Origin of the sequence: Rathayibacter sp. VKM Ac-2926, from assembly GCF_022815565.1 — a bacterium.
Taxonomy (GTDB): domain Bacteria; phylum Actinomycetota; class Actinomycetes; order Actinomycetales; family Microbacteriaceae; genus Rathayibacter; species Rathayibacter festucae.
Genome location: NZ_JALGRS010000004.1, coordinates 258,273 through 280,972, shown reverse-complemented (window position 1 = coordinate 280,972; position 22,700 = coordinate 258,273). Strand labels below are relative to the sequence as shown.

The window sequence follows — 22,700 nt, the reverse complement described above, 5'->3', positions numbered from 1 at the left end:
GCGGTGACCGGTCCTTGGCACGCCGTCCGTTCCGGCGCCTCGCGCGCGTCAGGGGAGGGGGCGGCGGAGGGCGTCCAGGCGCCGGCGCCAGGCGTCGAGCCGGCCCGGCACTGCGGCGAGCGCCGGTCCGTCGACCCAGCCCGTGGCCAGGCGGAGGCCGTGCAGGGCGTTCGCCGTCCACACCTCGCGGCCGTCGAGGTCCACCGGCTCAGCCGGCGCCTCGATGACGTCGACGCCCAGCGCTCCCGCGAGCACGGAGACCGTGCGGGCCGTCACGCTCCGGACCCGGCGGCTGCTCGCGGGCGGGACGACCAGCGCGTCGCCGAGCCACCAGAGGACAGCGCTCGAGGCGCCGTCGATCACGGCGCCGTCGGCACCGAGGATCACGGCCTCGTCCGCGCCGGCGGCGAGAGCACGGGAGCGCAGGAGCGCCAGCCGTGCGATGTCGGGTCCCTTGCGCTCCGGGGTGCGGCGCGGATCCACGGGGCTGGTCCAGAGGACGACGGTCCGGCTTCGCGGCGGGGCAGGGCGCAGCCGGAGGCGCAGACCCTCGGCGGTGAGCTCGACGCGGGGGAAGGAGTCGCCGGTGCGGGGGAGCGCCGCGATCGCGGCATCGAGGAACGCCTCGGCGTCGCCGGGGTCTCCGCCGACGGGTCGCCCGGCGTCGCCGACCGCGCCCAGGAACCGCTCCCTGTGCAGCTCGAGACCGCGCACGCGGCCCTCCGACACCAGCCAGGAGTCGGCCGCGAGGAGGACGCCGGCCGGTCCGTCCCCTGCGGGACCGAGCTCCCGCCCGTCCCACTTCCGCACCAGCTCGCCGTCCACGACGGCCTACGCTAGCCCAGTGGCCGCGCTCCCCGAGGTTTCCGCCGCCCAGCGGCAGCTGACCTGGGTCGATCCCGAGCGAGCATACCTCGGTTTGTTCGCCTCGGCGGACGCCTCCTTCTGGCTCGACTCCGGTCGCGACGCCGCCGAGGGCCTCTCCTTCCTCGGTTCCTCGGACGACGTGCTCACGGTCGGGCCCGGCGCGGACGTGTCGGCGGCGCTCGCCGCCGTGGAGACGGAGCGCACCGGCGACCGGGCGCTCGGCCGGTACGGCTGGATCGCCTACGAGGCGGGTGCGCCGTTCGTCGCCCTTCCGCCCGCCTCCGTCGACGCCGACGCTCCGCCCGCGCTCGCGCTGATCCGCGGCGACCCGGTGCTCGAGTTCGACCACGCCCGGCGGACCCTGCACCTCGTCTCCTCCCCGGAGAGGGAGCAGGAGGCGCGGCGGCTGGAGCGAGCGCTGACGGCGCTCGCCGAGACCCCTGCCGACGTCGGCGAGCCGCGTGACGCGGAGCCGTCCGGACCCGCCGAGTGGCGGCACGGTCCCGAGCGGTACCGAGCCCTGATCGCCCACTGCCAGGCCGCGATCCGCGCGGGTGACGCCTATCAGCTCTGCCTCACCAACGAGGTGGTGGTCGAGGGCGCGTTCGACCCGGTCGAGGCGTATCGGCGCCTGCGCCGCTCGAGCCCCAGCCACCACGGCGGACTGATCCGGGTCGGCGGGCTCGCCCTCGTCAGCGCCTCGCCCGAGCGCTTCCTCGACGTCACGGCCGACGGCCGCGTCGCCACGCATCCGATCAAGGGCACCCGGACCCGCAGCACCGACCCCGTCGTCGACGCGGAGCTGCGAGCAGAGCTGCTCGCGAGCGTCAAGGAGCGCGCCGAGAACGTGATGATCGTCGACCTCGTGCGGAACGACCTGGCCCGCATCGCCGCCCCCGCGTCGGTGCAGGTGGACCGCCTCCTCGAGATCGAGACCTACCCGCACGTGCACCAGCTGGTGAGCGAGGTGTCGGCGCAGCTCACGCCCGGTGTCGGACCGGCCGAGCTGCTGGCGGCGACCTTCCCCGCCGGATCGATGACGGGAGCGCCGAAGCGCCGCGCGATCGAGCTCCTGCGCGAGTGGGAGGCCGGGCCGCGCGGTCTCTACGCCGGCGCGTTCGGCCGCCTCGGCGGCGACGGCTCGCTCGATCTCGCGATGACGATCCGCACCCTCGTGCTCGACGGCGTCCGCGCCCGGATCGGCACCGGCGGGGGCATCACCGCTCTCTCCGTCGCGGACGAGGAGGTGGAGGAGACCCGCCTCAAGGCCCGCGCGCTGCTGGCCGCGCTCGGAGTCGACCTGCACGTCACGGCGGAGTCGTCGCCCGGTCGCTAGAGGCCAGTAGGGTTGTTGGTCGGACGCAGGCGCCCTCCGAGCGCGCGCCCACCCCCACCCTCACAGAAGTAGGACACACCTGTGGCAGAAGAGACCTCCCAGCAAACCGGCCCGACCGACGAGGAGCGCTACGACTTCCGCGCGCTCCAGGAGAAGTGGCTCCCGATCTGGGAGGAGACCCGGCCGTTCGCGACCGGCGACTCCACCGACAAGCGCCCGCGCAAGTACGTGCTCGACATGTTCCCGTACCCCTCCGGCGACCTGCACATGGGCCACGCGGAGGCGTACGCGCTGGGCGACGTCATCGCCCGCTACTGGCGCCAGCAGGGCTTCAACGTGCTGCACCCGATCGGCTGGGACAGCTTCGGCCTGCCCGCCGAGAACGCGGCGATCAAGCGCGGCCTCAACCCGGTCACCTGGACCTACGACAACATCGATCAGCAGAAGCGCTCGATGAAGCGCTACGCCGCGTCCTTCGACTGGGACCGCGTGCTGCACACCTCCGACCCCGAGTACTACAAGTGGAACCAGTGGCTGTTCCTCAAGATGTACGAGAAGGGCCTCGCGTACCGCAAGGACAGCTGGGTGAACTGGGACCCGGTGGACCAGACCGTCCTCGCGAACGAGCAGGTCCTCGCCGACGGCACCTCGGAGCGCTCCGGCGCCGTCGTCGTGAAGAAGAAGCTCACCCAGTGGTACTTCAAGATCACCGACTACGCCGACCGCCTGCTCGACGACCTCAACCAGCTCGAGGGCTCCTGGCCGTCGAAGGTCATCGCCATGCAGCGCAACTGGATCGGCCGCTCGATCGGCGCCGACGTCGAGTTCGAGATCGAGGGCCGCGAGGAGCGGATCACCGTCTTCACGACGCGCCCCGACACCCTCTTCGGCGCGACCTTCATGGTCGTCGCGCCCGACTCCGACCTGGCCGCCGAGCTGGTCGAGGGCGCCGAGCCCGAGCTGCAGACCGCGTTCAAGAGCTACCTGGAGAAGGTGCAGAAGTCGAGCGAGATCGAGCGCCTCACCGTCGACCGCCCGAAGACCGGCGTGTTCCTCGGCCGCTACGCGATCAACCCCGTCAACGGCGAGCGCCTGCCGATCTGGTCGGCCGACTACGTGCTGTCCGACTACGGTCACGGCGCGGTCATGGCCGTGCCCGCGCACGACCAGCGCGACCTCGACTTCGCCCGTGCCTTCGACCTGCCCGTGCGGGTCGTCGTCGACACCACCGCGTCGGTCACCGGCGCGATCCCGGTCATCCCGAAGGACCCGGAGGAGCTTGCCGCGCTCGAGAAGGAGTACTCGCTCGACCCGGCCACCACCGGCGAGGCGCTGACCGGCGACGGCCGCCTGATCAATTCCGGACCCCTCGACGGACTGTCGAAGCGCACCGCCATCGAGCGCGTGATCAAGCTGCTCGAGGAGCGCGGCCGCGGCCGCTCGGCGAAGAACTACCGCCTGCGCGACTGGCTGATCTCGCGCCAGCGCTACTGGGGCACGCCGATCCCGATCATCCACGGCGAGAACGGCGAGCTGATCCCGGTCCCCGAGGATCAGCTGCCCGTGCGCCTGCCCTCGACCGACGGCCTGGACCTGCAGCCGAAGGGCTCGTCTCCGCTGGGCGCAGCCGAGGACTGGGTGAACGTCGCCAACCCGAACGACGGCAGCCCCGCGCGCCGCGACCCGGACACGATGGACACCTTCGTCGACTCCTCGTGGTACTTCCTCCGCTTCCTCTCGCCGAAGGACGACACCCAGGCGTTCGACCCGAAGCTCGCCGAGAAGTGGGCGCCCGTCGACCAGTACGTCGGCGGCGTCACCCACGCGATCCTGCACCTGCTCTACGCGCGCTTCATCACCAAGGTGCTCTTCGACCTGGGCTACGTCTCCTTCACCGAGCCGTTCACCGCGCTGCTCAACCAGGGCATGGTGCAGATGGACGGCGCCGCGATGTCGAAGTCGAAGGGGAACATCGTCCGCCTGTCGGACCAGCTGGACGAGTTCGGCGTCGACGCCGTGCGCCTGACGATGGCGTTCGCCGGCCCGCCCGAAGACGACATCGACTGGGCCGACGTCTCGCCGTCGGGCAGCGCGAAGTTCCTCGCCCGCGCCTGGCGCCTGGCGAAGGACGTCACAACCAAGCCCGACGTGGAGTGGAAGAACGGCGACGCGGCGCTGCGCCGGCAGACGCACCGCTTCCTCGCCGAGTCGCCCTCGCTGATCGAGGCGTTCAAGTTCAACGTCGTCGTCGCGCGCCTGATGGAGCTGGTCAACGCGACCCGCAAGGTCATCGACTCCGGTGCCGGCGCGGGCGACCCCGCCGTCCGCGAGGCGACCGAGGTCGTCGCGATGGCGCTCAACCTGTTCGCGCCGTACACGGCCGAGGACATGTGGAACCGTCTCGGCTACGAGGGCTCGGTCGCGCACGCGCTCTGGCGCAAGGCCGACCCGACGCTCCTGGTCGAGGAGAAGGTCACCGCGATCCTCCAGGTCGACGGCAAGGTCCGCGACCGCATCGAGGTCTCGCCGAAGATCTCCTCCGACGAGCTCGAGCAGAAGGCGCGCGCGGCCACCGGTGTCGCGCGGGCGCTGCAGGGCCGCGAGGTCGTCACGGCCGTGGTCCGGGCGCCGCGCCTGGTGAACCTGGTGACGAAGCCGGCCTAGGTCGTCTCGCCCACCTGGTGTTCTCGAAGGGGCCCCTCCACTGCGGAGGGGCCCCTTCGGCGTTCCCGACCCGACTCGCTGTCCCGGGCGGTGAGGCCTGCCGTGATCCGCAAGGTGCCTGAGCTGACGACGCCAGGACGTCGAGCCGACCGTCGCCCGACGTCAGGCCAGGGTGCACCGTCTCCATACGTGTAAGAGTGCTGTCTCTCGTGTCTTCCCGGCATTGATGCTCATCGACGTTGATGCCGTCTCGTTCCTCCTCTGACCCCGGGAGTGCTCATGCAGGCCTTCTACCTCTCCTTGCGGCGCATCATCGCCTCGCTCCTGATCGCGATGATCCTGTTCGACGCGGCGTTCACCGCACTCCGTGCTCTCGACATGGCGGCGATCGTCGTGGCGGCGTACGCGATCGTCGCCGCCGCGCTGCTCGCCTCGGTCGCAGTGCGGCGGACGCAGCACCTCGGAGTCGATCTGTCGGCGTTCATCGTCGCAGCGCTCGCGATCAGCGTCTCCTGGGGAGCCGCCCCGGTTTCGCTCGGGGCCCTGACTCACCTGCCGGCGCTGGTCGCCGCCGTCGCCTTCGCCACGATGGCGCTGATGCTGCGCACCGATGCGGCGGCGGGGACGAAGAACCGTCGTTGACCCTGCTGCCGTGGGAGCGGAGGGGACTCCGACGCGTTGAATCAGGCGGGCGGCACCGAGCCGTTGCGGATGTGCTGGTAGACGACCGAGGTGCGGACGTCGGCGACCTCGCGGCGCTCGGTGAGGCGGTCGATGACGAAGGCGTAGAGGTCGTCGTTGTCGCGGACGGCGACGTGGATGATGAAGTCCTCGTTGCCGGCGGTGACGAAGACGCCGAGGGTCTGCTCGAGGCCGCTGACCCAGTCGCGGAACGACTCGATCACCTCGCGGGACGGCGGCCGGATCCGGACGGCGATCAGCGCCTGGACGCCGCGGCCGATCGCGGCGAGGTCGACGTCGAGGGTCGTGCCGCGGATGACGCCGCGGGTTCTCAGGCGCCGCATGCGGTCGAGCGAGGTGGTGGGGGAGACGCCGACCGCGGTGGCGACGTCGCGGTTGGACATCCGCGCATCCGACTGGAGGAGGCGGAGGATGGCGATGTCGAGCGCGTCGAGGACCACTCCATCGCGGTTCTGCTGGTCGTTCATACGGCCATCCTGCGGGATGCTCGCGCATCCGCCTATCGTGAGCGCGGCCGGTCGGGAGGATCGACCAGAGGAGGGACGACGATGAGCACTGCATTCGCGGGCTACAGCGAGGACGAGATCGACACCGCGGCGCCGACCCGCTCCGCCCGTCTGAAGTGGGTGGTCGTGGTCGACGAGACACTGCCCATCGGGCGCGCGGTGAACGCCGCCGTCTGCGTCGCCGCGGCTACCGGTGCGCAGGTGCCCGGGCTGCTCGGTCCTGCGGCGCAGGACGCCTCGGGCTCGGAGCACCCGGGGCTGCCGTGGGCGGGCTGCACCGTGCTCGCGGCCGACGCGGCGACGCTGCGGACGATCCGGGCGAAGGCGGAGGCGCACGAGGGGACGTTCGTCGCCGACATGCCCGCCGCCGCGCAGGACACGCGCGTGTACGACGAGTACCGGGAGGTGCTCAGGGCGACCGGGCCCGAGCTCGTCGAGTACCTGGCGGTCGGTCTGATCGGGCCGAGGAACCGCGTGGACAAGATCGTCGGGCGGCTGCGACTGCTCTGAGCGGTCGGGTCGGGCATCCTCCACAGGACGGGATGTCGAGCTTCGTCCACTGATCCGCAGGCGTCGCTGATCGCCCGAACCGGGCCGCTTTAGCGTCGTCGGATGCAGCAGACGAGCCAGGCCGACGACCCCGCGGGGCTGCTGCGCCGTCCGCGGCGAGCGCGCTCGCGCTGGCGGATCGGAGTCGGTGCGGCGATGGTGCTGGTGATCGCGGCGGCGGTCGTCGCAGTGCTCCTCGCCGGCACGCGGGCGAGCGGCCGGACGGAGGTGCTCGCGCCGGCCGGTGCTGTCACTGCTGCGGCGGGTCCGTCCGGAGCGCCCTCCTCCACGGAAGGGAACGCGACGCCCGCGGCGAGCAGCAGCCCCGGTGAGGTGCTCTACGTGCACGTCGCCGGAGCGGTCGCCGCGCCCGGCCTGTATCTGCTCGATTCCGGTGCGCGGGTGGCCGATGCGCTCGCGGCGGCGGGTGGTTTCACGGAGCCGGCCGAGCGGGCCGCCGTGAACCTCGCGCGCCGGCTCGTGGACGGCGAGCAGATCCTCGTCCCGGAGCGGGGTGCGGCGGTCGCACCGGGCGGCACGGCTCCGGCCGCCGGAGGTGCTGCCGGCGCGGGCGGGATCGTCCGCTTGAGCACGGCCACGGCCGCACAGCTCGAGGAGCTTCCCGAGATCGGGCCCGCGACGGCGGCGAAGATCGTCGCCTACCGCGAGGAGCACGGGCCGTTCACCTCCGTGGACCAGCTGCTGGAGGTGCCCGGCGTCGGCGAGAAGACGCTCGAGGCCTTCCGCGAGCAGGTGGCACCGTGATCCGCGCTCAGGACCTGCGGCTGCTGCCGCTCGCACTCTCGGCCTGGGCGGCGGCCGCGGCGACCGGGCTGCTGCCGGTCACCGCCGTTCTCGGGGGCGGCGTGCTGCTCTGCACGGTCGCGTGGTCCGTGTGCTTCGTCGCCGTTCTGGCTCTCGGCGTGCTCCGTCGGCGGCGCGTGGCCGTCGTCCTGGCCGGGATCGCGGTGGCGCTCGGGGGAGCGGCGCTGGCCGTCACCTCCGTCGTCGTCACGACTCCCGAGCGGCATCCGCCGGAGCTGCGGGCGGCCGCGGAGTCCCGAGCGGCTCAGGCCGTGCTCGTCCGCGTCGAGACGTCCGCGCGGCCGCTCGTCACCGGTGGGGTGTGGTTCGACGGCACCGCACTGCAGCTGGAGGATCAGCCGATGTCCGCGCCGGTGCGGGTGTTCCTGGCCGAGCCCGGAGGGCGGCTGCCGGTCGGCTCCGAGGTGGTGCTGCGGGCTCGGGCCGAGGAGCCTGGCGTCGTCGGCGAGAGCACGCTCCTGGCGGCGAGCGCCGTGCTCGAGCGGCGCCCGCCCGTGGGGGTGTCGGCGGTCGCGGAGGTGCTGCGCTCGGGCTTCCTCGCCCGGACCGCGGTGCTCGGGGGCGACGTGGCGGGCCTGCTGCCGGGCCTCGCGACCGGGGACACCTCCGCCCTCCCGTCCGATCTGGAGGACGACATGCGGACCGCCTCGCTCACCCACCTCACCGCGGTGTCCGGAGCGAACTGCGCGGTCGTGGTCGCGGCCGGCTGGCTCGTCGCCGCGCTGCTCGGCGCCGGCCGTCGGCTCCGCACCGTCTCGGCTCTGGCGGTCCTCGCGGCGTTCGTCGTGCTGGTCACTCCGGAGCCGAGCGTCGTCCGCGCGGCCGTGATGGCGAGCGTCGTGCTGCTCGCGCGTCTGGGACGCCGGTCGGGTGCGGCGGTCCCGGCGCTGCTGGCGAGTGTCGTCCTGCTGATGCTCGTCGATCCCGCGATCGCGGGGCGGCTCGGCTTCGTGCTGTCCGTGTTGGCGACGGGCGGGCTGCTGCTCGCGGCGGAGCCGATCGCGGACCGGCTGGGCGACGTGCTGCCGCGTCCACTCGCGCTGGTGGTCGCGGTCCCGCTGGCGGCCCAGCTGGCCTGCCAGCCCGCGGTCCTGCTGATCGACCCGTCGATCCCGGTCTACGGGGTGCTGGCGAACCTGCTCGCCGAGCCGGCGGCCCCGGTGGCCACCGGACTCGGACTGATCGGCTGCCTCTTGGCGCCGTGGTGGCCGGGCGGCGCCGACGTCGCGATCCGTCTCGCGGCCGTGCCTGCCTGGTGGATCGCCTCGATCGCGCGCGCCGTCGCCACCTGGCCGTCGCCGCGGATCGCCTGGCTGCCCGGGCTCGGCGGGATGCTGGCGCTCACGGTCCTGACGGTGCTCGCCCTGGTGCTGGTCACCCGCTCGCGTCGGCTCGCGCGGGTGCGACAGGTCGCGGCGACCGTGCTCGCGGGGGCGCTGGTCGTCGGGGGAGTGTCGAGCGTGGCGACGCCGCTGCTGCGCTCCGGAGCGGTCCCGTCGGACTGGCGGGTGGCGATGTGCGACATCGGGCAGGGCGACGCGGTGCTGGTCCGCGGCGATGCCGGGGTGGTCCTCGTCGACACCGGACCGCTGCCGGAGCGGCTCGACGCGTGCCTCGACCTGCTCGGCATCGACCGCCTCGCGCTGCTGCTGCTCACCCACTACGACCTCGACCACGTCGGCGGCCTGGCGGCCGTCGTCGGGCGCGTCGACGAGGCGCTCGTCGGCCCGGTGGCGGACGAGGGCGACACCCGCGATCGCGCCGACCTCGTGTCCGGCGGGGCAGCGGTGCAGGAGGCGGCGCGCGGCGACAGCGGCTCGGTCGGCTCGCTGCGCTGGCGGGTCGTCTGGCCGGACCGGGGGACCACCCTCCGCGGCAACGAGGCGAGCGTGACCCTGCGAATCGACATCGCCGCGGACGAGACCGGCGGCCCGCTCTCGCTGGCGATGCTCGGCGACCTCGGCGCCGAGGAGCAGGGGCGGCTCGCGCGTCTGAATCCGGGCCGCGTCGACGTCGTCAAGGTGGCGCACCACGGCTCGGCCGACCAGTCGCCGGCCCTCTACGACGCCCTCGGCGCCCGCATCGGGCTCGTCTCGGTCGGCGCGGACAACACCTACGGCCATCCGACGCCGTCGCTGCTCGCGCTGCTGGCCGAGCGCGGGACCCGCGCCCTGCGGACGGACCTGGAGGGGACGGTGCTGCTCTCCTCCCGACCGGAGGGGGTCGTCGTCTGGACGAGTGGAGCCGCCGCCCCGGTGGCCGCTTCGAACGAGCAGGGAGGAGGAATCACGCCCGTGCTCGGCCGAGGGTCGCCGGTCGCCGGGGAGGACGGTGCTGCCGGAACCCGATCCGCGGGTGTCTTGCGACGGAGTGCACAGCCTGGCGCCGCGGGTCGGTCCCGGACGTCGCCGACTGCTTGGATACGGGCTCGACGTGGCGTGACGAGGAGAAGGAGCCGGCGTGACTCGGAAGGAACGACCGGAACTCCGGGATCAACCGGGCGTCTCGATCCCTCTGGTCGTGTTCGCCCACCTGGCAGTCCTGATGTTCCTGGCCGCGGTGCCGCACCAGCCGCCGTGGTGGATCGTCCTCTCCGCGGTCGCGCTGGTCGGAACGGGGATCGGTGCCTTCTCCGACTCCCGCAGGTATCGGCGGAAGTTCCTCGAGAGGCAGCGACGGCGCGGTCCGTCCTGACGGCGCGACCCCTCCTCGCTTCTCCAGCGGGTGTCCACGGACTCGTAGAATCGAGGGTCACGGAAGGACGACGGCATGGCAGGAAGAGCCCCGGCGCGCGGCAAGGCGGCCCCCTCGAAGGCGGCGATCCCGCAGCTCGCGTGGAACCAGACGCGACCCGCTCCGATCGTGCTGATCACCGGACCCGAGCAGTTCCTCGCCGACCGGGCACTGCGGTTCCTCCGCGAGTTCCTGCGCGCCGAGGACCCGAGTCTCGAGGTCAACGACATCGACGCCGGCGGCTACGCGCCGGGGGAGCTGCTGACGCTGGCGAGCCCGTCGCTGTTCGACGAGCCTCGACTGCTGCGCGTCTCCAACGTCGAGAAGTGCTCGGACGCGTTCCTCGTCGAGATGATCGAGTACCTCGCCCAGCCCGCGGACGGCGCGACGGTCGTGCTGCGGCACGGCGGTGGCAACCGCGGCAAGAAGCTCCTCGACGCGATCCGCTCGGGCACCGGCGGCGGCATCGAGATCGTCTGCGCCGAGCTCAAGCGGGAGAGCGACAAGGTCGACTTCGCGATCGCGGAGTTCCGCACCGCCGGGCGCACGGCGACCACCGGTGCGGTGCGGGCGCTGGTGTCGGCGTTCTCCGACGACCTGGACGAGCTCGCCTCGGCCTGCCAGCAGCTCGTCTCCGACGTGACCGGAGACATCACCGAGGCGACGGTCGCGAAGTACTACGGCGGTCGGGTCGAGACCACCGCGTTCACGGTCGCCGATGCGGCGATCGCCGGGCGGCACGGTGAGGCGCTCCTGGGGCTCCGGCACGCGCTGGCATCGGGTGCGGATCCGGTGCCGATCGTCGCGGCGTTCGCGAGCAAGCTGCGCACGATGGCGAAGGTCGCCGGGTCCCGCGAGGGGTCCGGTCAGATCGCCTCGCGGCTGGGACTCGCGCCGTGGCAGGTGGACCGCGCCCGGCGTGATCTGGCGGGCTGGACCGGCGACGGCCTGGGAACGGCGATCCTGACCGTCGCGGAGGCCGACGCGAACGTCAAGGGCGCGACCCGGGACCCGGTCTTCGCGCTGGAGCGCATGGTGTCGGTCATCTCGGCGCGCGGGGTCTGACGCTCAGCACTTCTCCGGCCGGTGGCGGTGAGTCTCGATACGCCCCTGCGGGGCTACTCGACCAGCATGCACGTGCCGGGCCCGCCAGGCCGAGCTCCTCGGGGAGCGTGCGGGTGTGGAGTGTTACCCCGGGCAGAGCTCCTCGACCAGCATGCACGTGCCCGACCCGCCACCCGGGGGCTCCTCCGACCAGCACGCGTCTACCGGGCCCGCCGCGCAGAACCATGCTGATCGAGTAGCCCGCGGAGCGGGCGTATCGAGATCCGACCCGTCAGCACCCCGGTCTCAGGGGACGTAGGTCTGCCGGTTCTCCGGGTCGAAGTGGAAGACGGCTCCGCCGAAGAGCAGCTGCGCGACGCCGAGCCCGAGCACCGACGCGACGATCACCGCAGTGCTGGCGAAGACGAGTGCCGAGCCCGGGTAGGCCCTGTGCGCGAGGACGAGGAGCACTATCAGCCCGACGACGTGCGCGACGGCGACCGGTACTCCTCCGACGGACTCCCCGAAGCCCGCCATCGTCGTCCCCGCGGCGAGGGCCTTGCCCTGCTCCGACTGCGCCTCGGCCATCGCGAAGCCGAACCAGCACCAGGAGAAGAGCGCGGCGGGGACGCCGAGGCAGGCCACGGTCCAGAAGCCGATCCGCGCCCGGTGTCCGGAGGTCCGCTGCCGGACGGGAGAGGTCGTGGCGTCGAGCGGTGCGGTCACCGTCAGCCCGCCTCGATCAGCCGGGTGAGTCGATCCGCGGCGGAGGAGATCGTCGAGACGGCGACGAGCGTGACGACGGAGGCGACGCCCCAGAACCAGGTGCGGCCGGGAGCGTGCGCGCGACGGCGGTCGAAGGCGAGCCACCAGGCCGAGACGACGGAGACGAGCGCGGCGATCACCGAGCCGAGGGCCATCCTGACCCAGTCCGCAGCCTCGGGCTCCGTCCAGGAGTTCGTGCCGACCACGATCGCGGTCGGCACGACGATCATGCCGAGCAGTCCGAGGAGGATCGCCCTGTCCTGGCTCAGCGGTTTCGCCGTCTCCGTGCTGGTCATGATCCCCCGATCGTGCGCGGGCAGCTCCCTGCGGGAGTCGTCCGTCACGGCGACGCTACCGGACGCCCTTGCGGTGGTGGGTCTCGATGCGCCCCTGCGGGGCTACTCGACCAGCATGTGGTCGCCCGCGGGGCCACTCGACCAGCATGTGGTCGCCTGTGGGGCGACTCGACCAGCATGAGGTCGTGCGGGCTCGTGCTGCGCGGTGTCCTGGCGAGCCGACGCCGGTGGTGCTGGAGCCGCGGCCCCGCAGGCGAACAGGCGATTCGCGTGCCAGCGAATCGTCGTAGCCGGATCGCGACCCGCTCCTCCCAGCGCGACACCTCGGGAAGCCGACCGCGCGACGGACGACGAGGAACGAGGAGTCCGTCGACGGCGAGCGGAAACGAGGAAGGGCCCGGCCAGAGGCCGGACCCTTCGTCGTTGCAGCGAGACGCAGCCTTACAGCGCGGCGACCTGCTTCGCGATGGCCGACTTGCGGTTCGCGGCCTGGTTCTTGTGGATGACGCCCTTGCTCGAGGCCTTGTCGAGCTTCTTGGCGGCGAAGGCGAGCGCGGTGGCGGCCTTCTCGGTGTCGCCGGCGGCGATGGCGGAGTGCACCGCGCGGACGGCGGTCTTCAGCTCGCTCTTGACGGCCTTGTTGCGCTCGTTCGCCTTCTTGTTGGTGAGGTTGCGCTTGATCTGCGACTTGATGTTTGCCACGTCTATTACCTTCTTCTCGGATGTGTGTGCAGCCGGCTACTCGACGGAGTGCCCCTTCCGGTGGCGTGGAAACGCCATCCCGGTGCGACTGGAGGTCGCCGGCTTCTGAATCACTCCACACACGCCAATGGTGGAGCGCAAGCCAACAAGGAACTTTAGCGCACCCGCCGCCACCCTTCAACCGCGCCGCGCCCGCCGCCCGCCCGCCCCCGTCCCGTCCTGTCCCCTCCCGCGAGATGCCACTTGCGTACGCGACACGCCGCGCGGGGCGTACGCAAGTGGCATCTCGCGGGAGGAGCCCGCCAGTAGCCTGACCAGCGATGCCCCGACTCGCCGATCACATCCCCGCCGTTCCGCCCTCGGGCATCCGCCGGCTGTTCGAGATCGCCCTCCGCCTGGACGGCGTGACGCTGCTCGCCGTGGGGGAGCCCGACGTCGCCGTCGCACCGCACATCATCGAGGCGGCCCGCGCCGCGTGGGCCGCGGACGACACCGGCTACGGCCCGAACGGCGGCCTGATGGAGCTCCGGCGCGCGATCGTCGCCAAGCTCGCCCGCGACAACGGGTTCCGCGCCGACGTCGAGCAGGTCTGGGTCACGGTCGGCGCCACGCAGGCGCTCTACCAGGCGATGACGCTGACGCTCGGCCCGGGCGACGAGGTGCTCCTGCCCGACCCCGGCTACACCACCTTCACGATGAACGCGCGGATGATCGGCGCGGTCCCGGTGCCGTACACGCTGCGTGCCGAGAACGGCTTCCTCCCCGACCTCGACGAGCTCGAGCGGATCGTCACCGACCGCACCCGCGCGATCATCGTGAACAGCCCGTCGAACCCGCTCGGCATCGTCCTGCCGCGGCCGATGCTCGAGCGGCTGCTGGACTTCGCGCGCCGCCACGACCTCTGGATCATCAGCGACGAGGTCTACGAGTGCTTCACCTACGGTCGCCCGCACGTGAGCCTCGCCGCGCTCGCGCAGGAGGCCGGCCACGACGACGACCGCGTCTTCAGCGTCTTCTCGCTCTCGAAGACCTACGCGATGACGGGCGTCCGGGTCGGCTACCTGGTCACCCCGCCCGGCCTGACCTCGACGATGGTCACCGTGCAGGAGGCGTCGATCAGCTGCGTCGCGACGCCCGACCAGCGCGCGGCCCTCGCGGCGCTGACCGGGCCGCAGGACGCGGTCGCCGACGCCTCCGCGCACTACCTCGCCAACCTGCGGCTCGCGACGGCGCTGCTCGACGAGCGCGGCATCCGCTTCCGCGAGCCGGAGGGCGCCTTCTACCTCTGGATCGACGTGTCGCACGCGAGCGACGGCGACGTCGCCTCCTGGGCCGAGGCGTTCCTGCTCGAGACCCTCGTCGCCGTCGCGCCGGGCAGTGCCTTCGGGCGCACCGGTGAGGGCTGGATCCGCGTCTGCCTCGCGGCCGACCCCGCCGACCTCGAGCACGGGCTGCGCGCCCTGCCGGCCCCGACCGCGGCGGCGAGTGCATGAGCGCCGACGACGTCCTGGTCCGCCGGGTGCGCCCGGAGGAGTACGCCCAGGTCTCCCGACTGCGCCTCGCCGCGTACGCCCACGACTACGAGCTGGGGGAGGAGTACGCGGCGGACGTCGCCGACGTCGCCCGGCACGACCGCGAGGGCGAGGTCTGGGTCGCGGAGGAGGACGGCGCGATCCTCGCGACCGTCACCACCGCGGCTCCCGGCACCACCCTGTACTCCCTCGGCCGCCCGGGCGAGCTCGACTGGCGGCTGCTCGCGGTCGCTCCGGAGGCGCGCGGACGCGGGCTGGGCCGCCTGCTCACCGAGTTCGTGGTGATGCTCGCCGTCGAGCGGGGACTCCAGCGCGTGGTCATGAACAGCGGCACCGACATGCTCGCCGCGCACGCCCTCTACGAGAGCATGGGCTTCGTCCGGCTCCCCGAGCGCGAGAACCCGCCCGGGATCGAGCCCACGCGCACCTACGGACTCGACCTCTAGCGAGGACCGCCCGCAGAACATCAGCGGAGAAGGGCGTTCATCCCCAATCAGCGATGAGGTCCCTCCACAGCTGACGTTCTGCCCCGCATCCGGCCGGTCCCGGCCCCTCGCCCGCCGCCGCACCCCGGCCGTGGGACACTGGACCCACGATGTCTCCACGTGCACACCTCGGGCTCGAGCCCGCCGCGACCGATCCGGCGTCCATCCGCAACTTCTGCATCATCGCCCACATCGATCACGGCAAGTCCACGCTCGCCGATCGCATGCTCGGCATCACCGGCGTGGTCGAGGACCGCGCGATGCGCGCGCAGTACCTCGATCGGATGGACATCGAGCGCGAGCGCGGCATCACGATCAAGTCGCAGGCCGTCCGCATGCCCTGGGAGCGCGACGGGCAGACCTTCGCGCTCAACATGATCGACACCCCCGGTCACGTCGACTTCTCCTACGAGGTCAGCCGCTCGCTCGCCGCCTGCGAGGGCGCGATCCTCCTCGTCGACGCCGCGCAGGGCATCGAGGCGCAGACCCTCGCGAACCTCTACCTCGCGCTCGAGAACGACCTGGCGATCATCCCGGTCCTCAACAAGATCGATCTCCCCGCGGCCGACCCGGAGAAGTACGCAGCCGAGCTCGCGAGCCTCATCGGCGGCGACCCGGCCGACGTCCTCCGCGTCTCCGGCAAGACCGGGGTCGGCGTCGAGGCGCTGCTCGACCGCGTCACCGAGCTGGTGCCCGCGCCGGTCGGAGACAAGAACGCTCCCGCTCGCGCGATGATCTTCGACTCCGTCTACGACTCCTACCGCGGCGTCGTCACCTACGTCCGGATGATCGACGGCCAGCTCTCGCCGCGCGAGAAGATCCAGATGATGTCGACGCGCGCGACGCACGAGATCCTCGAGATCGGCGTCTCCAGCCCCGAGCCCGTCTCCACCAAGGGCCTCGGCGTCGGCGAGGTCGGCTACCTGATCACCGGCGTGAAGGACGTGCGCCAGTCCAAGGTCGGCGACACCGTCACCACCGCGTCCAAGCCCGCCACCGAGGCGCTGCCCGGCTACACCGAGCCGCTGCCGATGGTGTTCTCGGGTCTCTACCCGATCGACGGCAGCGACTACCCGGACCTCCGCGAGGCGCTGGACAAGCTCAAGCTCTCCGACGCGGCGCTCGTCTACGAGCCCGAGACCTCGGTCGCGCTCGGCTTCGGCTTCCGCTGCGGCTTCCTGGGGCTCCTGCACCTCGAGATCGTCACCGAGCGGCTCGACCGCGAGTTCGGCCTCGACCTGATCACCACGGCGCCGTCCGTCATTTACGAGGTGACCACCGACGACAAGAGCACCGTCACGGTCACCAACCCGAGCGAGTTCCCGGTCGGCAAGATCGCCAGCGTCACCGAGCCGATCGTCCGGGCCGCGATCCTCGCGCCGAAGGACTACGTCGGCACGATCATGGAGCTCTGCCAGAGCCGTCGCGGCACGCTGATCGGCATGGAGTACCTCGGCGAGGACCGCGTCGAGATCCGCTACCACATGCCCCTCGGCGAGATCGTCTTCGACTTCTTCGACAACCTCAAGTCGAAGACAGCCGGCTACGCCTCGCTCGACTACGAGCCCGCCGGCGACCAGGAGGCCGACCTGGTGAAGGTCGACATCCTGCTGCAGGGCGAGCAGGTCGACGCGTTCAGCGCGATCGTCCACCGCGACAAGGCCTACGCCTACGGCGTGCTGATGACGGGGCGGCTGCGCAAGCTGATCCCGCGCCAGCAGTTCGAGGTGCCCATCCAGGCCGCGATCGGCGCCCGCATCATCGCCCGCGAGTCGATCAGCGCGATGCGGAAGGACGTCCTCGCCAAGTGCTACGGCGGTGACATCACCCGCAAGCGCAAACTGCTCGAGAAGCAGAAGGAGGGCAAGAAGCGCATGAAGATGGTCGGCCGCGTCGAGGTCCCGCAGGAGGCGTTCATCGCCGCCCTGAGTGGTGACGTCGAGACGAAGGACAAGAAGTGAGCGTCCGGCGCTCGAGCTTCGAGGGGCAGCCGCAGGTCACCTACGCGGCGGTCGGCGGCACGCTCGCGCCGGACCTGCTCGAGTACCCGCCGGACGGCTTCACCGCCGAGCGGTTCGAGGCGCGCCTGGGCTCGGGTGCTGAGCGCTTCGCGATCACGACAGCGTCGCTGATGACGTGGGGCGTGCAGCGCGGCAGCGGCATCGCCGTCACCGACATCACCGCCGGCAGCGGCGTGCAGTACACGGGTGTCAACTTCGACTCCGCCGGCACGCCGATCGACCTCGCCAGCCGCCCGACCGAGGAGCAGTTCTCCGCGGACGGCACGCCCTACATCACCGCCGGCGTGACGGCCGTGCTCAGGATCACGCTGCTCGGCCGGACGGTGAACGCCCCCGTGCGCGTCGTCTACGTCGTGGACGAGCCCGACCAGGTCGGCTTCGCCTACGGGACGCTTGAGGGCCACCCGGAGAGCGGCGAGGAGTCCTTCGTGGTCGAGAAGCGCGCGGACGACTCGGTCTGGCTCGTCATCCGCGTCTTCTCGCGGCCCTCCACCGCCCTCTACCGCCTCGGCACCCCCGTCCTCCGGGTCGTGCAGAAGCGGCAGGTCAAGAAGTACCTGCGCGCGCTGCTGCCGGCGCGCGTCAGCTGACGTGGGCAGCGCCCTCCCGCTCGCCGACCCGGCACCGCTCGACGGACTCCTGCCGGCCTCCGTCGCCGACGGCGTGGAGACCCGCGACCTCGGGCTGTACGTGCACGTCCCGTTCTGCCGGGTGCGCTGCGGCTACTGCGACTTCAACACCTACACCGCGACCGAGCTGCGCGGCGCGAAGCAGCAGGACTACGCCGACGAGGCGATCGTCGAGATGGCGCTCGGCGAGGGCGTGCTGGCGGCCGCGGGTCTGCCGCGGCGGCCCGCGGCGACCGTGTTCTTCGGCGGCGGGACTCCGACGCTGCTGCCCGCCCGCGATCTGGTGCGCATGCTCGACGGGCTCCGGCGTCACTTCGGCGTCGCCGACGGCGCGGAGATCACCACCGAGGCGAACCCCGACTCGGTGGACGCCGCCTACCTCCGCGAGCTGGCCGACGCCGGGTTCACGCGGGTCAGCTTCGGGATGCAGTCGGCCGTGCCGCACGTGCTCGCGACGCTCGAGCGCACCCACGATCCCGAGCGCGTGCCGCTCGTGGTGGAGTGGGCGCGCGAGGCGGGGCTGCAGGTCAGCCTCGATCTGATCTACGGCACACCGGGGGAGTCGCTGGCCGACTGGGAGCGCTCGCTCGACTCGGCGCTGGCCAACCGGCCCGATCACCTCTCGGCGTACGCGCTGATCGTCGAGGAAGGGACGAAGCTCGCGCGGCAGATCCGCCGCGGCGAGGTGGCGACTCCGGACGACGACCTGACCGCGGACATGTACGAGCTGGCGGATGCTCGGCTCGCCGCGGCCGGCTACTCCTGGTACGAGGTCAGCAACTGGGCGCGCGACGACGCGCACCGGTCGCGGCACAACCTGTCGTACTGGCTGGGGCACGACTGGTGGGGCGTGGGGCCCGGTGCTCACAGCCACGTGGGCGGAGTGCGCTGGTGGAACGTGAAGCACCCGGCGGCCTACGCCGAGCGGCTGCACTCCGGCTCGTCGCCCGCAGCCGGGCGGGAGACCCTCGACGCGGCGACCCGCCGGGTGGAGGACGTGCTGCTGCGCTCGCGCCTGGCGGACGGGCTGCCGATCGACGCGATCGACCCGGAGCGCCGCCGCGAGGTCGCGGGGCTGATCGCCGACGGCCTCGTCGACGGCCGGGCCGCCCTCCGCGGGCGCCTCGTGCTGACCCTGCACGGCCGGCTGCTGGCCGACGCGGTCGTCCGCCGCCTCACGGACGGCTGAGTCGCCCCGCTCCCAGCTGATCGAGCAGCCCGCGGAGCGGGCGTATCGAGATCCCCTGTCCGATGTGCGTGGGTCTCGATACGCCGCCTGCGGCGGCTACTCGACCAGCATGTGGTTCCGCCTGCGGTGGCTGCTCGACCAGCAGGTGGCCCCGCCTGCGGCGGCTGCTTCCCTTCATGCTGATCGAGTAGCCCGCGGAGCGGGCGTGTCGAGATCCCGCTCGGTGCCTACTTGAAGAAGGGGATGCTCAGCGGGTACGTGTAGTACTCGCCGGCGCTGGCGCGCACCGAGGCGATGATCGCGAAGACGATCACGAGGATCGGCACCACGATGAAGACGATGAAGCCGACGAGCACGAAGCTCAGGATCGTCCCCGCGACGTACGCGATCAGGGTCGTGAGGTGGAAGTTCAGCGCCGTCTTCGCGTGCGCCTCGAGGAAGGGCCCGCGGCCCTTGAAGACGAGGTAGACGATCAGCGACGGGATGAAGCTGAAGAAGATGCCCGTGATGTGGGTGACGATCGCCCAGGTCTTCTCGTCGGCCGGGTTCAGCGGCGGGGCGGGCGTCGAGTAGGCGGGCGGCGGGGGCGGGGTGGCCGACATGGTGATCTCCGTCTCAGGAATCGGCGCGTCGGGCGACCCCGGGCGCTCGGCGTCCATCGTGGCAGAGACGCAGCCGCACCGGGAGGCGATCCGGGGCAAGCCCCGCCCTCCTTCCTCCTGCGCGGTTATGATTGGCACTCAATCTCGCGGAGTGCCAAGCTCCGCGCGGCGCCACGGCGCCGAGGTGGTCGTGCCGCGAGGCACCCGGAGTCCGGCGGGAGGTCGGTCGTATGGTGACGGAGCGCGGTCTCCAGGTCCTGCGCGTGATCGTGCAGGACTACGTCGCGAACCGCGAGCCGGTCGGCTCCAAGTCGATCGTCGAGCGCCACGCGTTCGGCGTCTCCGCCGCGACCATCCGCAACGAGATGGCGCAGCTCGAGGAGGAGGAGCTGATCGCGGCCCCGCACACCTCCTCCGGCCGCGTCCCCACCGACAAGGGCTACCGCCTCTTCGTCGACCAGCTGACCGACCTGCGCCCGCTGACCGCGGCGCAGCGGCAGGCGATCGAGACCTTCCTCGGCCAGAGCCCCGACCTCGACGAGGTGCTCGTCCGCACGGTCCGCCTGCTCTCGCAGCTCACCAACAGCGTCGCGCTCGTGCAGTACCCGTCCTTCGGGGCCGCGCGCATCCGTCACGTCGAGCTGGTCGCCCTCGCCCCGCGGCGGCTGCTCTCGGTGCTGATCACCGACACCGGCCGCGTCGACCAGCGCGTGCTCGAGACGCCCGAGGACGTCGACGAGCTGCTGCTCGGCGAGATCCGGGCGAAGCTCAACACCGCCGTCCTCGGCCTGGGGCTCGCCGCTGCGGCGGAGACGCTGCAGAGCGCGACCGAGCAGTTCAGCCCGGAGCGCCGCGCCGTCGTCGACCCGGTCGTGCAGACCCTGCTCGAGCAGGTCGGCGCGAACCGGCAGGACCGCCTGGTGATGGCGGGCGCCGCGAACCTGGTGCGCACCGAGGAGGACTTCTCCGGCAGCATCTACCCCGTTCTCGAGGCGATCGAGGAGCAGGTCGAGCTGCTGCGCCTCTTCGCCGAGATGACGCCGGACCCGCGCGGCATCTCGGTCCGCATCGGCCGCGAGAACGCACCGTTCGGCCTGCAGGAGACCTCCGTCCTCACCAGCGGCTACAACACGGCCGGCGGCCAGGTCTCGCGCCTGGGTGTCCTCGGACCGATCAGGATGGACTACTCCGGCAACATCGCGGCGGTCCGCGCCGTCGCCCGCTACCTCTCCCGCCTCCTCGGCGAGGAATGACCCGCTTCCAGACCCTCGCCGGAACCCCGGCTCCCGACAGGTCCGCCGCGCCCGGCGCACCGACCACGAACGAAGGACGAAGCCCCCTGTGGCCGATCACTACGAAGTCCTCGGCGTCGACCGAGACGCCTCCGCCGACGAGATCAAGAAGGCGTACCGCCGGCTCGCGCGCGAGCTGCACCCCGACGTCAACCCGAGTGCGGACGCGTCCGAGCGGTTCAAGCTCGTCACGCACGCCTACGACGTCCTGAGCGACGCCCAGCAGCGCCAGCAGTACGACCGCGGCCCGCAGGACGGCTTCCCCGGCGGTGGCGGGCAGGGCTTCGGCGGCTTCGGCGACATCTTCGAGACCTTCTTCGGCCAGGGCGCGCAGGGCTCCTCGCGCGGCCCGCGGTCGCGCCGGGAGCGCGGCCAGGACGCGCTGCTGCGCGTCGAGGTCTCGCTCGACGAGGTCATCTTCGGCACCCACCGCGACCTCGAGGTCGACACGGCCGTGCTCTGCGAGACCTGCCAGGGCTCGTGCTGCCAGCCGGGCACCTCGCCGGTCACCTGCGACATCTGCCACGGCTCAGGCCAGATCCAGCGCACCGTCCGCTCGCTGCTCGGCAACGTGATGACGGCCAGCCCCTGCGGCACCTGCCGCGGCTACGGCACCGTCATCGCCACTCCGTGCTCCACCTGCCAGGGCCAGGGCCGGGTCCGCGCGCGCCGGACCATCCCCGTCGACGTCCCCGCGGGCGTCGACACGGGCCTCCGCCTGCAGATGCCCGGCAGCGGCGAGGTCGGCCCGGCCGGCGGCCCGAGCGGCGACCTCTACCTCGAGATCAAGGTCAAGCACCACGACATCTTCAGCCGCAACGGCGACGACCTGCTCTGCACCCTCGAGGTGCAGATGACGGACGCGATCCTCGGCTCGACGACGACCCTCGCGGCGCTCGACGGCGACATCGAGATCGAGGTCAAGCCGGGCACGCAGAGCACCGAGATCGTCACGATCAAGGGCCGCGGCGTCACCAAGCTGCGCGGCAACGGCCGCGGCGACCTCCGCGTCGGCATCCAGGTGGTCACTCCGACCAAGCTGGGGCACCGCGAGCGCGAGCTGGTGCAGGAGTTCGCCAAGCACTACAAGCCGCAGAAGCCAGCTCTCACGCACTTCCAGCAGGGGCTGTTCTCCAAGCTCCGCGACCGCTTCCTGGGCTGACCGGCGTAGGCGTGGCGCACCACTACATCGACGAGTCGCTCGACTCCGGGGACTTCGTCGCCGGCGGCCGGCTGGAGCTCTCCGGCGCGGAGGCGCGCCACCTCGCGACCGTGAGCCGGATCCGCGCGGGCGAGAGCGTCCGCATCGGCGACGGCCGAGGCCGGGTCGCCGTGGCCGTCGTCGAGAGCGCGGAGGCGTCGCGTGTCGTCCTCGCGGTCGAGTCGGTCGAGGAGGTGCCCGCGCCGAGCCCGCGCCTCGTGCTCGTGCAGGCACTCGCGAAGGGCGACCGCGACGAGCTGGCGATCCAGGCGGCGACCGAGCTCGGCGTGGACGAGGTCGTGCCGTGGCAGGCCGCCCGCAGCGTCTCGCGCTGGTCGGGCGTCAAGGAGGAGAAGGGCCGCGAGCGCTGGCGCAGCATCGTCCGCGAGGCGAGCAAGCAGTCGCTCCGCGCCCGGGTGCCGGAGGTGTCGGCGGTCGTCGGCCTCCGCGCGCTCGTGGAGCGGGCGGCGACGGCGCGTGTGCTCGTGCTCGAGCCCTCGGCCGAGGCGCGGCTCACGGCGATCGAGCCGGACGGGCGCGACCTCGTGCTCGTCGTCGGACCCGAGGGCGGCATCGCGGCGGAGGAGCTGCGCGCCCTCGCCGACGCGGGTGCCGAGGCCGTCGCGCTCGGCGACTCCGTCCTGCGCACCTCCACCGCCGGCCCGGCCGCGATCGCCGTGCTCTCGGCTCGTCTCGGCCGCTGGTGATCCCCGCCGATCCGCGCGCCCTGGGCGAACGCGCCCCCGTCGTCGCCCTCGCC

Annotated in this window: 21 protein-coding genes and 1 pseudogene; 16 read left to right on the top strand and 6 right to left on the bottom strand. The window is 72.2% G+C overall.

Annotation, left to right across the window (positions count from 1 at the left end; all coding sequences use genetic code 11):
• Window positions 1-48: 48 nt before the first annotated feature.
• Entirely contained in the window at window positions 49-825 is a 777-nt protein-coding gene (locus MT351_RS20255; protein WP_243581794.1) for an aminotransferase class IV, read from the bottom strand.
• 19 nt (window positions 826-844) lie between these two features.
• Between MT351_RS20255 and MT351_RS07535 the strand changes: the two genes are divergently transcribed.
• The 3 genes from MT351_RS07535 to MT351_RS07525 all read left to right on the top strand — a co-directional run bounded on the left by MT351_RS07535 (window position 845) and on the right by MT351_RS07525 (window position 5,509).
• Window positions 845-2,203 carry an anthranilate synthase component I family protein gene (locus MT351_RS07535; RefSeq protein WP_243581793.1) on the top strand — a complete coding sequence of 453 codons (1,359 nt, stop codon included), beginning with the start codon at window positions 845-847 and terminating at the stop codon, window positions 2,201-2,203.
• 81 nt (window positions 2,204-2,284) lie between these two features.
• A complete protein-coding gene (gene leuS / locus MT351_RS07530; RefSeq protein ID WP_243581792.1) occupies window positions 2,285-4,867 on the top strand; it encodes a leucine--tRNA ligase in 2,583 nt (860 codons plus the stop codon).
• A gap of 279 nt (window positions 4,868-5,146) precedes the next feature.
• Window positions 5,147-5,509, top strand: a complete 363-nt coding sequence (locus MT351_RS07525) for a hypothetical protein (protein WP_243581790.1) — start codon at window positions 5,147-5,149, stop codon at window positions 5,507-5,509.
• Window positions 5,510-5,550: 41 nt separating this feature from the next.
• On the opposite strand, the gene MT351_RS07520 is transcribed toward MT351_RS07525, so the two are convergent.
• Complete coding sequence (locus tag MT351_RS07520) at window positions 5,551-6,036, bottom strand: Lrp/AsnC family transcriptional regulator (RefSeq protein ID WP_243581788.1); 486 nt, start codon at window positions 6,034-6,036, stop codon at window positions 5,551-5,553.
• A gap of 81 nt (window positions 6,037-6,117) precedes the next feature.
• On the opposite strand from MT351_RS07520, the gene MT351_RS07515 reads away from it, so the two are divergent.
• The 5 genes and pseudogenes from MT351_RS07515 to holA all read left to right on the top strand — a co-directional run bounded on the left by MT351_RS07515 (window position 6,118) and on the right by holA (window position 11,247).
• Entirely contained in the window at window positions 6,118-6,585 is a 468-nt protein-coding gene (locus tag MT351_RS07515) for a DUF2000 domain-containing protein (RefSeq protein WP_243581786.1), read from the top strand.
• A gap of 102 nt (window positions 6,586-6,687) precedes the next feature.
• On the top strand, window positions 6,688-7,389 hold the full coding sequence (locus MT351_RS07510; RefSeq protein WP_243581784.1) for a ComEA family DNA-binding protein: 702 nt from the start codon (window positions 6,688-6,690) through the stop codon (window positions 7,387-7,389).
• A gap of 401 nt (window positions 7,390-7,790) precedes the next feature.
• Window positions 7,791-9,155: pseudogene (locus MT351_RS20415) on the top strand (ComEC/Rec2 family competence protein); the annotation flags it as partial.
• Window positions 9,156-9,969: 814 nt separating this feature from the next.
• Window positions 9,970-10,143, top strand: coding sequence for a hypothetical protein (locus MT351_RS07500; RefSeq protein WP_243581780.1), 174 nt, complete (start codon window positions 9,970-9,972; stop codon window positions 10,141-10,143).
• Between the two features lie 75 nt (window positions 10,144-10,218).
• Window positions 10,219-11,247: a DNA polymerase III subunit delta gene (holA, locus tag MT351_RS07495; protein WP_123735445.1), complete on the top strand. Its 1,029-nt coding sequence runs from the start codon at window positions 10,219-10,221 to the stop codon at window positions 11,245-11,247.
• A gap of 285 nt (window positions 11,248-11,532) precedes the next feature.
• Here the strand turns inward: holA and MT351_RS07490 are convergent, their stop codons facing one another.
• The 3 genes from MT351_RS07490 to rpsT form a co-directional block, all read right to left on the bottom strand.
• The gene (locus MT351_RS07490) at window positions 11,533-11,952 is read right to left on the bottom strand and encodes a hypothetical protein (protein ID WP_243581779.1); all 420 of its coding nucleotides are present in this window, start codon (window positions 11,950-11,952) and stop codon (window positions 11,533-11,535) included.
• 2 nt (window positions 11,953-11,954) lie between these two features.
• The gene (locus MT351_RS07485) at window positions 11,955-12,287 is read right to left on the bottom strand and encodes a hypothetical protein (RefSeq protein WP_243581777.1); all 333 of its coding nucleotides are present in this window, start codon (window positions 12,285-12,287) and stop codon (window positions 11,955-11,957) included.
• A 441-nt stretch (window positions 12,288-12,728) separates the two neighbouring features.
• The gene (gene rpsT / locus MT351_RS07480; protein ID WP_123445612.1) at window positions 12,729-12,989 is read right to left on the bottom strand and encodes a 30S ribosomal protein S20; all 261 of its coding nucleotides are present in this window, start codon (window positions 12,987-12,989) and stop codon (window positions 12,729-12,731) included.
• Window positions 12,990-13,309: 320 nt separating this feature from the next.
• Here rpsT and MT351_RS07475 point away from each other — a divergent pair, with 320 nt between their 5' ends.
• From MT351_RS07475 to hemW, 5 genes are all read left to right on the top strand, one after another.
• Window positions 13,310-14,482 (top strand): pyridoxal phosphate-dependent aminotransferase, encoded by a 1,173-nt coding sequence (locus tag MT351_RS07475; RefSeq protein WP_127886275.1) that lies wholly within the window; start codon window positions 13,310-13,312, stop codon window positions 14,480-14,482.
• A complete protein-coding gene (locus tag MT351_RS07470) occupies window positions 14,479-14,967 on the top strand; it encodes a GNAT family N-acetyltransferase (protein WP_243581775.1) in 489 nt (162 codons plus the stop codon). The genes MT351_RS07475 and MT351_RS07470 overlap by 4 nt, the downstream gene beginning before the upstream one ends.
• Before the next feature lie 149 nt (window positions 14,968-15,116).
• Window positions 15,117-16,967 (top strand): translation elongation factor 4, encoded by a 1,851-nt coding sequence (gene lepA / locus MT351_RS07465; protein WP_123445615.1) that lies wholly within the window; start codon window positions 15,117-15,119, stop codon window positions 16,965-16,967.
• Window positions 16,964-17,617, top strand: coding sequence for a DUF1990 family protein (locus MT351_RS07460; RefSeq protein ID WP_123735449.1), 654 nt, complete (start codon window positions 16,964-16,966; stop codon window positions 17,615-17,617). Before lepA ends, MT351_RS07460 begins: the two co-directional genes overlap by 4 nt.
• Window position 17,618: 1 nt before the next feature.
• On the top strand, window positions 17,619-18,845 hold the full coding sequence (gene hemW, locus MT351_RS07455) for a radical SAM family heme chaperone HemW (RefSeq protein ID WP_243581774.1): 1,227 nt from the start codon (window positions 17,619-17,621) through the stop codon (window positions 18,843-18,845).
• A 227-nt stretch (window positions 18,846-19,072) separates the two neighbouring features.
• Here hemW and MT351_RS07450 read toward each other — a convergent pair whose 3' ends face one another.
• A complete protein-coding gene (locus tag MT351_RS07450; protein ID WP_123704749.1) occupies window positions 19,073-19,447 on the bottom strand; it encodes a DUF4870 domain-containing protein in 375 nt (124 codons plus the stop codon).
• Window positions 19,448-19,677: 230 nt separating this feature from the next.
• Here MT351_RS07450 and hrcA point away from each other — a divergent pair, with 230 nt between their 5' ends.
• From hrcA to MT351_RS07435, 3 genes are all read left to right on the top strand, one after another.
• The gene (gene hrcA, locus MT351_RS07445) at window positions 19,678-20,700 is read left to right on the top strand and encodes a heat-inducible transcriptional repressor HrcA (protein WP_123445618.1); all 1,023 of its coding nucleotides are present in this window, start codon (window positions 19,678-19,680) and stop codon (window positions 20,698-20,700) included.
• Window positions 20,701-20,788: 88 nt separating this feature from the next.
• On the top strand, window positions 20,789-21,901 hold the full coding sequence (gene dnaJ, locus MT351_RS07440; protein ID WP_123445619.1) for a molecular chaperone DnaJ: 1,113 nt from the start codon (window positions 20,789-20,791) through the stop codon (window positions 21,899-21,901).
• 11 nt (window positions 21,902-21,912) lie between these two features.
• Entirely contained in the window at window positions 21,913-22,647 is a 735-nt protein-coding gene (locus MT351_RS07435; protein ID WP_243581772.1) for a 16S rRNA (uracil(1498)-N(3))-methyltransferase, read from the top strand.
• The last annotated feature ends 53 nt before the right edge of the window (window positions 22,648-22,700 follow it).

Bases quoted from the DNA above. Each gene is read 5' to 3' on its own strand.
- MT351_RS07525 (WP_243581790.1), top strand. From the start codon at position 5,147: ATGCAGGCCTTCTACCTCTCCTTGCGGCGCATCATCGCCTCGCTCCTG.
- MT351_RS07520 (WP_243581788.1), bottom strand. From the start codon at position 6,036: ATGAACGACCAGCAGAACCGCGATGGAGTGGTCCTCGACGCGCTCGAC.
- MT351_RS07515 (WP_243581786.1), top strand. From the start codon at position 6,118: ATGAGCACTGCATTCGCGGGCTACAGCGAGGACGAGATCGACACCGCG.
- MT351_RS07510 (WP_243581784.1), top strand. From the start codon at position 6,688: ATGCAGCAGACGAGCCAGGCCGACGACCCCGCGGGGCTGCTGCGCCGT.
- holA (WP_123735445.1), top strand. From the start codon at position 10,219: ATGGCAGGAAGAGCCCCGGCGCGCGGCAAGGCGGCCCCCTCGAAGGCG.
- MT351_RS07485 (WP_243581777.1), bottom strand. From the start codon at position 12,287: ATGACCAGCACGGAGACGGCGAAACCGCTGAGCCAGGACAGGGCGATC.
- MT351_RS07475 (WP_127886275.1), top strand. From the start codon at position 13,310: ATGCCCCGACTCGCCGATCACATCCCCGCCGTTCCGCCCTCGGGCATC.
- MT351_RS07470 (WP_243581775.1), top strand. From the start codon at position 14,479: ATGAGCGCCGACGACGTCCTGGTCCGCCGGGTGCGCCCGGAGGAGTAC.
- lepA (WP_123445615.1), top strand. From the start codon at position 15,117: ATGTCTCCACGTGCACACCTCGGGCTCGAGCCCGCCGCGACCGATCCG.
- MT351_RS07450 (WP_123704749.1), bottom strand. From the start codon at position 19,447: ATGTCGGCCACCCCGCCCCCGCCGCCCGCCTACTCGACGCCCGCCCCG.
- hrcA (WP_123445618.1), top strand. From the start codon at position 19,678: ATGGTGACGGAGCGCGGTCTCCAGGTCCTGCGCGTGATCGTGCAGGAC.